This is a genomic window from Pseudomonas sp. KB_15 (assembly GCF_052114525.1).
Lineage (GTDB): Bacteria > Pseudomonadota > Gammaproteobacteria > Pseudomonadales > Pseudomonadaceae > Aquipseudomonas.
Genome location: NZ_JBFREX010000019.1, coordinates 80767 through 94284 on the forward strand (window position 1 = coordinate 80767; position 13518 = coordinate 94284).

At 59.6% G+C, this 13518-nt stretch carries 11 protein-coding genes; 5 read left to right on the forward strand and 6 right to left on the reverse strand.

What is annotated here, in order from left to right; translation table 11 throughout:
- The first annotated feature begins 137 nt into the window (after window positions 1-137).
- Window positions 138-1244: an NADH:flavin oxidoreductase/NADH oxidase gene (locus AB4Z35_RS17225; protein ID WP_442098276.1), complete on the forward strand. Its 1107-nt coding sequence runs from the start codon at window positions 138-140 to the stop codon at window positions 1242-1244.
- A 67-nt stretch (window positions 1245-1311) separates the two neighbouring features.
- On the opposite strand, the gene glpD is transcribed toward AB4Z35_RS17225, so the two are convergent.
- The 4 genes from glpD to AB4Z35_RS17245 form a co-directional block, all read right to left on the reverse strand.
- Window positions 1312-2850 carry a glycerol-3-phosphate dehydrogenase gene (glpD, locus tag AB4Z35_RS17230; RefSeq protein WP_442098277.1) on the reverse strand — a complete coding sequence of 513 codons (1539 nt, stop codon included), beginning with the start codon at window positions 2848-2850 and terminating at the stop codon, window positions 1312-1314.
- Window positions 2851-3176: 326 nt separating this feature from the next.
- Window positions 3177-3932, reverse strand: coding sequence for a DeoR/GlpR family transcriptional regulator (locus AB4Z35_RS17235; protein WP_007971301.1), 756 nt, complete (start codon window positions 3930-3932; stop codon window positions 3177-3179).
- A gap of 95 nt (window positions 3933-4027) precedes the next feature.
- Entirely contained in the window at window positions 4028-5533 is a 1506-nt protein-coding gene (gene glpK, locus AB4Z35_RS17240; RefSeq protein WP_442098278.1) for a glycerol kinase GlpK, read from the reverse strand.
- Window positions 5534-5607: 74 nt separating this feature from the next.
- Entirely contained in the window at window positions 5608-6459 is an 852-nt protein-coding gene (locus AB4Z35_RS17245; protein WP_442098279.1) for an MIP/aquaporin family protein, read from the reverse strand.
- A 348-nt stretch (window positions 6460-6807) separates the two neighbouring features.
- Between AB4Z35_RS17245 and ybaK the strand changes: the two genes are divergently transcribed.
- Window positions 6808-7278, forward strand: coding sequence for a Cys-tRNA(Pro) deacylase (gene ybaK / locus AB4Z35_RS17250; RefSeq protein WP_310054135.1), 471 nt, complete (start codon window positions 6808-6810; stop codon window positions 7276-7278).
- A gap of 106 nt (window positions 7279-7384) precedes the next feature.
- On the forward strand, window positions 7385-8167 hold the full coding sequence (locus AB4Z35_RS17255; protein WP_310054137.1) for a PhzF family phenazine biosynthesis protein: 783 nt from the start codon (window positions 7385-7387) through the stop codon (window positions 8165-8167).
- 114 nt (window positions 8168-8281) lie between these two features.
- Here AB4Z35_RS17255 and AB4Z35_RS17260 read toward each other — a convergent pair whose 3' ends face one another.
- Window positions 8282-9391, reverse strand: coding sequence for an ABC transporter ATP-binding protein (locus AB4Z35_RS17260; RefSeq protein WP_442098281.1), 1110 nt, complete (start codon window positions 9389-9391; stop codon window positions 8282-8284).
- Complete coding sequence (gene argF, locus AB4Z35_RS17265; RefSeq protein ID WP_033063257.1) at window positions 9388-10308, reverse strand: ornithine carbamoyltransferase; 921 nt, start codon at window positions 10306-10308, stop codon at window positions 9388-9390. The genes AB4Z35_RS17260 and argF overlap by 4 nt, the downstream gene beginning before the upstream one ends.
- A gap of 576 nt (window positions 10309-10884) precedes the next feature.
- Here argF and AB4Z35_RS17270 point away from each other — a divergent pair.
- Both AB4Z35_RS17270 and grxD read left to right on the forward strand, forming a co-directional pair.
- Window positions 10885-12993 (forward strand): molybdopterin oxidoreductase family protein, encoded by a 2109-nt coding sequence (locus tag AB4Z35_RS17270; protein WP_442098283.1) that lies wholly within the window; start codon window positions 10885-10887, stop codon window positions 12991-12993.
- A gap of 97 nt (window positions 12994-13090) precedes the next feature.
- Window positions 13091-13432, forward strand: a complete 342-nt coding sequence (grxD, locus tag AB4Z35_RS17275; RefSeq protein WP_007985871.1) for a Grx4 family monothiol glutaredoxin — start codon at window positions 13091-13093, stop codon at window positions 13430-13432.
- Window positions 13433-13518 lie beyond the last annotated feature (86 nt).

The window sequence follows — 13518 nt, forward strand, 5'->3', positions numbered from 1 at the left end:
AACACTGCTTGATTTTAGCCTTGTGACGTCTTGTCGAATTTTTTGCCCGCGGGGGCGGGTGTTGTACCTTTTTCCTGTCACTCGTCGACTATTCAAACAGAACCTGGAGCCTGCCCACTGATTCGAAGAGGTGCCCCATGAGTCTGCTGCTTGAACCCTTTAGCATTCGCCAATTGACCCTGCCCAACCGCATCGCGGTATCGCCGATGTGCCAGTATTCCTGCGCCGATGGCCTGGCCAATGACTGGCACCTGGTCCACCTCGGCAGCCGTGCTGTCGGCGGGGCAGGGCTGGTGTTTACCGAAGCCACGGCGGTCACCGCCGACGGGCGTATCACCGCTCAGGACCTCGGTCTGTGGAATGACGAGCAGATCGACCCCCTGCAACGCATCACCCGCTTCATCAACGCACAGGGCGCCGTTGCCGGCATTCAGCTGGCCCATGCCGGGCGCAAGGCCAGTACCTACCGGCCATGGATTGGCAAACACGGCAGCGTCAAACCCGATGATGGCGGTTGGGTGCCGGTGGGACCTTCGCCGATTGCGTTCGACCCACAGCACACGCAACCCAGACAACTGGATGACGGCGAGATCGCCAAGGTGATCCAGGCGTTTGTCGACGCGGCAAAGCGCTCTCTGATTGCCGGTTTCAAGGTGGTCGAAGTCCACGCGGCCCATGGTTACCTGCTGCACCAGTTCCTGTCGCCGTTGAGCAATCAGCGTCGCGATCAATATGGCGGTTCGTTCGAAAATCGCATTCGGCTGGTGCTGCAGGTCACCGAAGCGGTGCGTGCGGTGTGGCCTGAAGAGTTGCCGGTGTTTGTCCGGGTCTCGGCCACCGACTGGGTGGAAGACGGCTGGAACCCTGATGAAACCGTGGAGTTGGCGCGCCGCCTGAAAGACCTGGGCGTGGACCTGATCGATGTCTCGTCGGGCGGGACCGCGGCGAATGCGGAGATTCCCACAGGGCCGGGTTATCAGACCCGCTTCGCCGAGCGTGTGCGCAAGGAGTCGGGCATGGCCACCGGCACGGTTGGCATGATTACCGAGCCGGCCCAGGCCGAGCACATCCTGCGCACCTGTCAGGCCGATATCATCTTCCTGGCCCGTGAGTTGTTGCGCGATCCGTACTGGGCGCTGCATGCAGATGACGATCTGGGCGGGCACAAGGCCGTGTGGCCGGCACAGTATCAGCGGGCGACCCACCGTGAGCAGCCTATTCACGAATCGGATTTGCGCGACTGAAATCCATCGATACGAAAAAGCCCCTGAATCGTGAGATTCAGGGGCTTTTGTTTATGCCGGTGATCGATCAGGCCGCTTCGATCTTGCTACGGTTCTGTTCGACCTTGTTCAGGTAGTCCTTGAGCTTTTCCTGTTCGGCCACCGTCGTGAACAAACCGAGCTTGCTACGACGCCAGAGGATATCGTGGGCGCTGGTTGCCCATTCTTCGCTGCACAAATAGTCGACTTCACGGGTGTAGAGACCGCCGCCGATGTGTTCACCCAGATCGCTGAGATCCTGTACGCCTTCGAGCATGCGCCAGGTACGGCTGCCGTAGGTGGTGGCCCAGCGGCGAGCGATCTCGCTCGGTACCCAGTCGAATTTGTCGCGGATACGCGAGGTCAAGGCTTGCGGGGTGGTCATGTCTTCACCGCCCGGTAGCGTGGCGCTGGCGGTCCAGCTTGGCTTGATGTGCTTGAAGTACGGTGCCAGTTGCCCCAGCGCCGACTCGGCCAGTTTGCGATAAGTTGTGAGTTTGCCGCCGAATACGGACAGCAACGGAGCTTCTTCGCCAGAGCCCGACAGCGCCAGGGTGTAATCGCGGGTCACGGCCGACGGGTTGTCGGATTCGTCGTTGCACAGCGGGCGCACGCCGGAATAGCTGTGCAGGATGTCGTCGCGGCTGATTTGCTTTTTGAAGTGGGCGTTGACCACGTTCAACAGGTAATCGGTTTCGCCGTCGGTAATTGCAACGGCAGCCGGATCGCCGGTGTACTCGCGGTCGGTGGTGCCGATCAGGGTGAAGCGGTTCAGGTACGGAATGGTGAACACGATGCGCTGATCTTCGTTTTGCAGGATGTGCGCGTGTTCGCCTTCGTACAGTTTCGGCACGATCAGGTGGCTGCCCTGGATCAGGCGGATGCCATATGGCGATTCCATCTTCAAGTCATCACGAATGAACCTGGCGACCCATGGCCCGGCCGCATTGACCAATGCCTTGGAGCGGATCGAAAACAGGCTGCCATCGGCGCGTTCCAGGTGCAGGTGCCACAGGCCCTTGGTACGCCGCGCACTGACGCAGCGGGTCTGAGTGTGAACGTGGGCGCCTTTTTCCCGGGCGGCCATGGCGTTCAGCACCACCAGTCGCGCATCGTCGACCCAGCAATCGGAGTATTCGAAACCCTTGGTGATCTCGCTTTTCAGGGCACTGTCAGGACCGAACTTCAGGCTTTTCGAACCTTGCAGTTGCTCGCGTTTGCCCAGGTTGTCATAGAGGAACAGACCGGCACGGATCATCCACGCCGGGCGCAGGTGCGGGCGGTGTGGCAGCACGAAGCGCATTTGCTTGACGATGTGCGGTGCTTTGGCCAGCAGTACTTCACGTTCGGCCAGGGCTTCACGCACCAGGCGGAATTCGTAATGTTCGAGGTAGCGCAGGCCGCCGTGGATCAGCTTGCTGCTGGCCGACGAAGTATGGCTGGCCAGGTCATCCTTTTCACAAAGGAACACCGATAGGCCGCGACCGGCAGCATCCGCTGCGATCCCCACGCCATTGATCCCGCCACCGATGACGGCGATATCGTAAACCTCGGCGAGAGGGGGCGTAGACAAGGTGGAAGTGGGCATCGGCTCGGCCTCGGAATTCTTTTATGTTCTGTATTTGAAATCGAACATTAATGTTCATTTGCGAAAATACTAGCCCATAAAGAGGCGCGCAGCCAGTCAGCTTCGATTGAAAATACTCATCGAAGGGCCGTTAAAGGAAAATTTACGAACATTTTGATGCGCGTTATGGCGCAAGAGGGGTGCTGTATGTGCGATCGTCTTCGCGGGCAAGCCCGCTCCCACAAGGAATTGAGTCGGTCACAAAACTTGTGTACGCCATCAATCACTGTGGGAGCGAGCTTGCTCGCGATGGCGGCGGTGCAGGCGCCATAGATATAGCGGTGAGGTTAAACGACTTCCAGCCGAACCTTGTGCTGGTTCAGCAGCTGCGCCAGCGCTGGCGAAGGCTGCTGATCGGTGACCAGGCAATCGACCAGGCTGATCGGCCCCAGGCGAATCATGGCGTTGCGCCCGAACTTGCTGGAGTCGGCTGCGAGGATCACTTGTCGGGCATTGGCGATGATCGCCTGGGATACCCGCACTTCCTGATAGTCGAAATCCAGCAGGCTACCGTCCTCATCGATACCACTGATGCCCACCAGGGCGAAATCGACCTTGAACTGGTTGATGAAGTCGACACTGGCCTGACCCACCACACCGCCGTCGCGCCGTACGTTGCCACCGGTCAGCAGCACGTCGAAGTCATCCTTGGCGCTGAGCATCGACGCCACATGCAGATTGTTGGTGATGATCTTCAGGTGACTGTGGTTGAGCAGTGCCCGGGCAATGGATTCGGTGGTGGTCCCGATGTTGATGAACAACGAGGCATGGTCGGGAATCTGCGCGGCAATGGCTTCGCCGATACGCTGTTTCTCGTCGCGCATCTGATCGGCGCGCATGGCGTAGGCGGTGTTTTCGACACTGGAATCATAGGCGGCGCCACCGTGGTAGCGACGCAATAAATTGGCTTCCGCGAGCTGATTGATATCGCGGCGGATGGTCTGCGGTGTAACAACGAACAACGTGGCCATTTCCTCGATGCTGACATAGCCGCGTTCGCGGACCAGTTCGAGGATTTGCTGCTGACGGGGAGGCAGATTCATGGGGCGTCCTTTGGGCTGCCGTGCAAAATTTGCCCATGATGCCGCAGGAATCCGCTCCCTACCAGTTACAACCAGATACGAGTCTGGGGCCTGGCTTATTCAGCCGAGTCTTCAGCCTCCCAATTGCGGGTGCGGCTGACGGCTTTTTTCCAGCCGGCGTAGAGTTTTTCCTTCGCAGCTTCATCCAGGGTCGGCTCGAACTGGCGCTCGATCACGGCCTTGCCACGCAGCTCTTCCAGGCTGCCCCAGAAGCCACAGGCCAGGCCTGCCAGGTAAGCGGCGCCGAGTGCGGTGGTTTCGCGCATTTGCGGGCGCTCGACCTGGGTGCCGAGGATGTCGGCCTGGAACTGCATGAGGAAGTTGTTGGCCACCGCGCCGCCATCCACGCGCAGGGCCTTGAGGCGTTCGCCGGAGTCCTGCTGCATGGCGTCCAGCACATCGCGGGTCTGGTAGGCAATCGACTCGAGCGCGGCACGAATGATGTGATCCACGCGTACACCGCGGGTCAGGCCAAACAGTGCGCCACGGGCGTACGGGTCCCAGTAGGGAGCGCCAAGACCGGTGAAGGCCGGCACCAGGTACACACCGTTGCTGTCCTTGACCTTGTTGGCGAAGTATTCGGTGTCGTGGGCGTCGTTGATGATTTTCAGTTCGTCACGCAGCCACTGCACGGTAGAACCGCCGTTGAACACCGCGCCTTCCAGCGCGTAGGCCACTTCGCCACGGGGGCCGCAAGCGATGGTGGTCAGCATGCCGTGTTGGGATTTCACCGCCTTGTCACCGGTGTTCATCAGCAGGAAGCAGCCAGTGCCGTAGGTGTTTTTCGCCTGGCCTGGCTCGACGCACATCTGTCCGAACAGGGCGGCTTGCTGGTCACCGGCAATGCCGCCGATGGCGATGCCGCTTTTGGTATGGCCATAAATTTCCGAGGACGATTTAACTTCCGGCAGCATTTCGCGCGGAATATCCAGCATCTCCAGCATCTTCGCGTCCCACTCCAGGGTGTGGATGTTGAAGAGCATGGTGCGCGAAGCGTTGGTGTAGTCGGTGACATGCACCTTGCCGCCGGTAAATTTCCAGATCAGCCAGCTGTCGACGGTGCCGAACAGCAGCTCGCCGTTGCGCGCACGTTCGCGGCTGCCTTCGACATTGTCGAGGATCCACTTGAGCTTGGTGCCGGAGAAGTAGGGGTCGGTGACCAGGCCGGTGGTTTCGCTGATGTATTGCTCGTGACCATCGCGTTTGAGCTGCTGGCAGATCTCGGTGCTGCGTCGGCATTGCCAGACGATTGCGTTGTAGATCGGGCGGCCGGTGTTCTTGTCCCACACCACGGTGGTTTCGCGCTGGTTGGTGATACCGATGGCTGCCACCTGGTCGTGGTGCAGGCCGGCTTGCGCCAGGGCCTCGACCATCACGGCGCTTTGGGTGGCGAAGATTTCCATCGGGTCATGCTCGACCCAGCCGGCTTGCGGGTAATGCTGGGCGAACTCCCGTTGGGCGGTGCAGACCACGTTCGCGTCGCGGTCGAAAATGATCGCGCGGGAGCTGGTCGTACCCTGATCGAGGGCAATGATGTAGTTCTTATTCTGTGTGTCGGTCATGTCGATTGCCTTGGGGTGAATAAGGGAGTGAGGTCTGGCGCGCGATCAAAGGGCAGGGGCACGCGCCAACGGTATCAAGAAGTTCTGGGTTTGCCGTCAATGGCAGGTAGTGCGTCATTTGTAGCAGGCACGGCGCTGGGCAGATGGCGGGCAATCAGCCCGCGATAGGCGGCAGCACCGAGGCAGGCACCGACAATCGGTGCAAAAACAGGAATCAGGAAATACGGAATATCGCGTCCGCCGGTGAAGGAAATTTCACCCCAGCCAGCGAAGAAAGTCATCAGTTTAGGGCCGAAGTCCCGCGCCGGGTTCATGGCAAAACCGGTCAGCGGTCCCATCGAGCTGCCGATCACCGCAATCAGCAGGCCGATCAGCAGCGGTGCCAGCGGGCCTTTTGGCAGGCCATTGTTGTCGTCGGTCAGGGACATGATCACGCCCATCAGGATGGCCGTAATGATCACCTCGACCAGAAACGCCTGGGCGGTGGTCAGCACAGGATTCGGGAAAGTGGAGAACACGGAGGCCAATTCAAGGCTTGCCTGGGTTCCGCGAACCATATGGTGCGTTTGTTCGAATTCGAAGAATAGATTGCTGTAAAGCGTGTAAACCAACAGCGCTCCACAGAAGGCGCCTGCCACTTGAGCAAGCATGTAGAAAGGTAGTTTACGCTTTTCGAAGTCCGCGAAAATACTCAGGGCAATGCTGACGGCGGGGTTCAGATGTGCCCCGGAAACTCCGGCGGTGAGGTAGATCGCCATGCTGACGCCGACGCCCCAGATAATGCTGATTTCCCACAAGCCAAAACTGGCACCCGCGACTTTGAGCGCGGCAACGCAACCCGTACCAAAAAAGATCAGCAGCGCCGTACCCAGGAATTCGGCCATGCATTGGCTCGAGAGCGACGGTTGTTGTAAAGCAGTTGTCATTGAAACCTCGGTTTTTTTTGTTGTCTGGCGCTTTTTCCATCATGGTCGAAGCGCGGTTTTCAGCGAGGCAGGATCCCCATCCTGGTCGCGGTTTACTGCTGGGTGCTGCGGTAGGACGTTTCGTACAGTTTCAGAAACGAAAAAATATAGACAAGAAACACTGCTGTCAAAGGTCGAAAGTGAACCATCGGTCATAAATAAACTATTCGTCGCATGAATGAACGAGTCTTTGGGTGCTGGGAAGGCTGGGCAATGGCGTCATGGATGCGCTGCCCTGGAGCCTTTTAACGATCAATGTCCTAGAATCCGCCGCAGTATTTTTCTTCTGCCGCCCACTCTGGAGCTGCCATGACCCCCGCATTGGATTTGTTGAAAAAGGTTCGGGCCGAACATCGCATACACAGTTACGAACATGACCCAAAGGCCGCCTCCTACGGACTGGAAGCAGCGGAGAAACTGGGGCTCGACCCGGCCCAGGTGTTCAAGACCTTGCTGGCGGCCAGTGAAAAAGGGGAGTTGTTGGTGGCGGTGGTGCCGGTTGTCGGCAGCCTGGACTTGAAAGGGCTGGCCCACGCCGCTGGCGTGAAAAAAGTCGAAATGGCCGACCCGGCGGCGGCGCAGCGTTCCACTGGCTATCTGTTGGGCGGGATCAGTCCGCTGGGGCAGAAAAAGCGTTTGCGAACCTTCATTGATAATTCAGCCCAGCCCTTCGCCAGTATTTTTGTCAGTGCGGGCCGGCGCGGACTGGAAGTCGAACTGGCGCCGGCCGTGCTGGCCGAACACACCCAGGCGAAGTTTGCCGATATCGGCCGTACGTGAGCGTCGAAGTGAACGCAGCTCTGTATGGTGAAAATCAGCCTGCTCTGTCACTGGTGCCGGTGCGGTCCGTGCGGCATGCTCCGTGGTCTGACAAAGGGAGAAGGTTATGCAGCTGGAGTTTCATCAGGTCGACGCGTTCAGCAATCAGCCATTCAGTGGCAACCCGGCGATGGTCTATCGGCTCGATAGCTGGCTCGCCGATGAGTTGATGCAAAAGATTGCCGCCGAACACAACCTCGCCGAAACGGCGTTTGTCGTGCGCGAAGGGCAGGGCTGGCACATCCGCTGGTTTACGCCGACCACCGAGGTGCCATTGTGTGGTCACGCAACGCTGGCCAGTGCCTATGTGTTGTTTGAAATCTATAAAGAACCAGTCGAACGACTGGACTTCACCTGCCAATCCGGACCGCTGAGCGTGACCCGTGAAGGTGGGCGCCTGTGGCTGGATTTCCCGGCGATCATTCCCTCGGAAATCGACGTGACCCTGGATGTCGAGCGTGCCCTCGGCGTTGAGGCTGTCGATGTGCTGGGTTCCAATGAACTGTTTGTGGTGCTGGAGTCCGAGCAAGCGGTGCTCGACTGCAAGCCGGACATGGTCGCCCTGGCGAAACTGCCGTGGTTGGGCGCAATCGTGACGGCGCGTGGCAGCCAGCACGATTTCGTGTCCCGCTATTTCGCGCCAGCGATCGGCATCAACGAAGATCCGGTAACCGGATCGACCCATTGCCTTCTGATTCCGTACTGGTCGCAGCGTTTAGACAAGTCGAGCTTGACGGCCTGTCAGCGTTCGGCCCGGGGTGGGGAATTGTTCTGCCGCCTGGAAGGGGAGCGGGTGAAGATTGGCGGGAATGCGACGCTGGTTGCGAGCGGAACGCTGATGCTGGGCTAACGCAAACCCAATGTGGGAGCGAGCTTGCTCGCGATAGCGGTATTACATTCAACAAGTTTGTTGACTGATCCGACGCCATCGCGAGCAAGCTCGCTCCTACAGGGGTTTTGTGTGTCAGCTGGCCGCGCTGTAACGCCGGACACCCGACTCAACAACCGGAATCTGCGCCGCCGTGCTGCCAGACGCCTGGAACAACACCAGGTGTTCAGCCGCGACACGAATACCCACATCCGCCCCAACCTGACGATCGACATGGCTCGGGAAGATCGATTCCAGCTGTGCGCCTGTCGGCAACTGCAAGCGATACAGGGTCGAAGCACCCAGGAATGTCTTGCCGGCGATTCGCGCCTTCAGTGTGCTGTCCGGTGCATAGACGATATCGTCCGGGCGCAGCAGCACGTCCACGGCACCGCCTACCGGCCAGGTGTAGGCCCGATTGCCGCGCAACTCACCCAGCTCGGTTTGTACCGATTCCGGGCTGCTCAACTGACCGCGTATGAAATAACCCTGGCCGATGAAGCTCGCCACAAAAGGTGTCAGTGGTTCGTGATACAGGTTGTAGGGCGTATCCCATTGTTCCAGGCGACCTTCCTTGAACACGCCAACATGGTCGCTGACCGCGAAGGCTTCTTCCTGGTCGTGAGTCACCAGAATCGCGCTGGTGCCACGGGCCTTGAGGATGTCGCGCACTTCATGGCTGAGCTTGCGGCGCAATTCACCATCGAGGTTGGAGAACGGTTCGTCGAGCAGCAGCAGTTGCGGTTCCGGCGCCAGGGCGCGGGCCAGGGCGACACGTTGCTGCTGACCACCTGAAAGCTCGTGGGGGAAGCGCTTGCCGAGGTTCTTCAGGTTGACCAGTTCCAGCAGCTCTTCGGTAACGCGATCCTTTTGCGGATGCTTGCGAATGCCGAAGGCGATGTTGTCGGCCACGCTCAAATGCGGAAACAGTGCGTAGTCCTGGAACACCATGCCAATGCGACGTTTCTCCGGGGCAAGGGTGAAACCGGCGCTGGAGATCGTCTCGCCAGCCAACTGGATTTCACCTTCATGTACCGGCTCGAAACCGGCAATCGCCCGCAGGGTGGTGGTCTTGCCGCAGCCCGAAGAGCCTAGCAGGCAACCGATGTCCCCGGCGTTCAAATGCAGGTTGAGGTTTTGAACCACTCGYTGGTCCTGATAGCCGCAAGCGAGGTTGCGCAGGTTAAGCAGTAATGGCTGGCTCATGCGTGGTGGTACGAAGGCGGAACGAGAAATTCGAGCAAGGCCTTTTGCGCGTGCAGACGGTTTTCGGCTTGATCCCAGGCAACCGAGCGTTTGTCATCGAGCAGGTCGACGCTGATTTCTTCGCCGCGGTGCGCCGGCAGGCAGTGCATGAACAGCACGTCTTCAGCAGCCAGGTCGAGCAGGGCGCGGTTGACCTGATACGGTGCGAACAGCTGCAGGCGCTTGGCGGTTTCCTCTTCCTGGCCCATGGAGGTCCAGACGTCGGTGCTTACCAGGTGCGCACCGCGCACAGCATCTTTCGGGTCGCGAACGATGGTGACCCGATCGCCGGCCTTGGCCAGGAACACCGGGTTGGGCTCGTAGCCTTCCGGGCAGGCAACGCGCAACTGGAAGTCGAACTGGATCGCCGCTTCTATATAGCTGTTGCACATGTTGTTGCCGTCGCCGATCCAGGCCACGGTCTTGCCCTGGATGGAGCCGCGGTGTTCGAGGAAGGTCTGCATGTCTGCCAGCAACTGGCACGGATGCAGATCGTCGGACAGGCCATTGATCACCGGCACGCGGGAGTTGGCGGCGAATTCGGTCAGGTTGCTGTGGGCAAAGGTACGGATCATCACTGCGTCGAGCATGCTCGACATGACAATGGCGCAGTCGCCGATCGGCTCGCCACGGCCCAGTTGAGTGTCACGGGGCGACAGGAAGATCGCCTGGCCGCCGAGCTGGATCATGCCGGCCTCGAAGGAGATCCGGGTGCGGGTCGAGGATTTCTCGAAAATCATCCCCAGGACGCGGTTTTTCAGAGGCTCGAACAGTACGCCGCGGTTACGCAGGTCCTTGAGCTCAACGCCTCGACGGATCACGCTGACCAGCTCTTCGGGCGTGCAATCCATCAGGGAGAGAAAGTGCCTTGCGCTCATCATTGACTACCTTTTTGCTACAAACCGCAGATGCTCAAAGCCTTGTTTAACGGAACAACGGGCGAGACCTGCGGCGTAAGCCGCACGGGGCGACGAAATAGGGGAAGGCGCGATCTTATAATTAAATGTCGCGTCTTACCAATAGGGCTACAGTTTTTAGGGAGTTTCAGAGGTGCTACGGGTTCACCGAGGTAGCGCTTTTGAAGCTTGTTTCCTGACAGCAGCGTCTCATTTGTACACCGGCCTCTCGGGGCTTGGCAATCAGGCGGGGCGGCAATGGTGCACTGACAGTCGGTTTCTGACCTGTCATTCATCCCTGCCAGGCTCGACGAACACGGGCGCCTGATCGGCGAACTGACCGGTGTGCATGGCCCCCCACGGACCGATTGAACCCCTTCAGTAAATCCACTTGCAGGCGCCGCCCAGGCTGCCTTCGAACTCAGCTCTGGCGGCTATCGGCTGGCCTGATGACCCTCGATTCACAAGACGAACGTCGCTGGCGCGGTGACGGGTCTGGCGCCATAGTTTTGCTTCCGTGGCCAACGTTGCCCGCCCATAACAAGACAGAGACTGGCCATGACCAAGACTCTCCATCATCGTGCATGCCATTTGTGCGAAGCCATCTGCGGCCTGACCATCGAAACCACCGAGGTCGAAGGCGGTAACGTCCAGATCACATCGATCAAGGGCGACCCCCAGGATACTTTCAGCCGTGGGCACATCTGCCCCAAGGCCGTGGCCCTGCAAGACATTCAGAACGATCCGGATCGTCTGCATCAGCCCATGCAGCGGGTGGGCAATGAGTGGCAGCCCATTGAGTGGGAAGCGGCATTCAATCTGGTTGCCGAACGCCTCACCGCCATTCAGGAGCATCACGGACAAAATGCCGTGGCGGTCTATCAAGGCAACCCGAGCGTGCACAATTACGGGCTGATGACCCACAGCAATTACTTCCTCGGCCTGCTGAAAACCCGCAACCGGTTTTCCGCCACCTCGGTCGATCAATTGCCCCATCACCTGACCAGTCATTTGATGTACGGCCACGGTTTGTTGCTGCCAATCCCGGACATCGATCACACCGATTTCATGCTGATCCTGGGCGGCAACCCACTGGCTTCGAATGGCAGCATCATGACCGTGCCGGATGTGGAAAAACGCTTGAAGGCGATACAGGCTCGAGGCGGCAAAGTGGTGGTGGTCGATCCGCGCCGTAGTGAAACGGCGGCGATTGCCGATCAGCATCTGTTCGTGCGCCCTGGCGGCGATGCGGCGTTGTTGTTCGGCCTGCTCAATACCTTGTTCGCTGAAGGTCTGACCCGCGACAGTCATCTGCCGGTAGACGGTCTGGAGGATGTGCGGGACGCCGTCGCGCCGTTCACCGCCGAGGCCATGAGCCCATTATGCGCCGTACCAGCGGAACAGATCCGCCAATTGGCGCGGGACTTCGCCGCGGCACCGAGTGCAGTCTGCTATGGCCGCATGGGCGTCTCGACCCAGGCCTTCGGTACGCTGTGTCACTGGGTGGTGCAGTTGATCAACCTGGTCACCGGCAACCTCGATCGCGTTGGTGGGGCCTTGTGCACTGAACCGGCGGTGGACCTGGTGGCGACGACTTCGGGTGGGCATTTCAACTTGTGGCAGAGCCGGGTTTCCGGGCGTCCGGAATACGCCGGAGAGCTGCCGGTGTCGGCGCTGGCCGAAGAGATGCTCACCGGAGGGGACGGGCAGGTACGGGCGTTGATCACCGTGGCGGGCAATCCGGTGCTGTCCACACCCAATGGCCGAAAACTCGAGCAGGCGCTGGACGGTCTGGAGTTCATGGTCAGTATCGATTTGTACATCAATGAAACCACGCGTTACGCCGACCTGATCCTGCCGTCCACATCGGCGCTGGAAAACGACCATTACGACACGACGTTCAACCTGTTTGCGGTGCGCAACGTCAGCCGTTTCAACCGCGCAATCCTCGCCAAACCCGAAGGTGCATTGCACGACTGGGAGATCTTCGTCGGGCTGGCCAAGGCATTTGCCGCCAGGACCGGCAAAGAGTTGAAGCCGACCATCGCCCCGGCGCAAATGATCGATCGCGGCCTGCGCATGGGGATGTACGGCGACACTTCAGAGCACAAGCTGTCATTGGCGACTTTGTTCGATCATCCCCATGGCGTCGATCTGGGAGCGCTCAAGCCCAACCTGGCACCACGCCTGAAGACGGCCAATCAACGCATCCAGGCCGCGCCGGCCGCGATTCTCGCTGACCTTACGCGCTTCGCAGCCTTGCAGGCGCCGGCCGCCGACGAGTTGTTGATGATTGGCCGCCGACATGTGCGCAGCAACAACTCATGGATGCATAACTATCATCGGTTGGTGAAGGGCAAGCCACGTCACCAGTTGCTGATGCATCCGGACGATCTGGCCAGTCGCGGGCTCAGCGACGGGCAACGTGTGCGGGTCAGTTCACGGGTGGGTGTGATTGAGGTTGAGGTGCTTGGCAGTCTGGATATGATGAAGGGAGTGGTCAGCCTGCCGCACGGCTGGGGCCATGCGCGGCCGGGTGTGCAAATGACGATTGCCAGCAGCCAGCCGGGGTCCAGCGCCAACGACCTGACCGACGACTGCCAGATTGACGAGTTGTCGGGAAATGCTGCGCTCAATGGCGTGCCGGTGACCGTGGCGGCGGCTTGAATCAGTCTGACGGAGAGACCGAGCAGGGCGCTCGGCTTTCCGTTACAATGCGCCACCGTGCCGACCCATGAGTCGGAAAGTTCAGCCGAGGTGCTCCATGGATATCATCGAAACGATTAAAGAGCAGATTGCCAACAACACCATTCTGCTTTACATGAAAGGCTCGCCGAATGCCCCGCAGTGCGGCTTCTCCGCGAAAGCCGCGCAGGCCGTGATGGCGTGTGGCGAAAAGTTTGCGTACGTGGACATCCTGCAGAACCCGGAAATCCGCGCCAACCTGCCAAAATACGCCAACTGGCCAACCTTCCCACAGCTGTGGGTTGCCGGTGAGTTGGTCGGTGGTAGCGACATCATGACTGAAATGGCTGCTGACGGTTCGCTGCAGAGCCTGATCAAGGACGCCGCCGCCAAGGCCGCTGCTGCCAAGACTGAAGCCTGATTCGCCGTGTGTGGGAGCGGGCTTGCTCGCGAAGAACGATAACGCGGTTTCCAGATAAATCGTGTCGCCTGCTTCGCGAGCAAGCC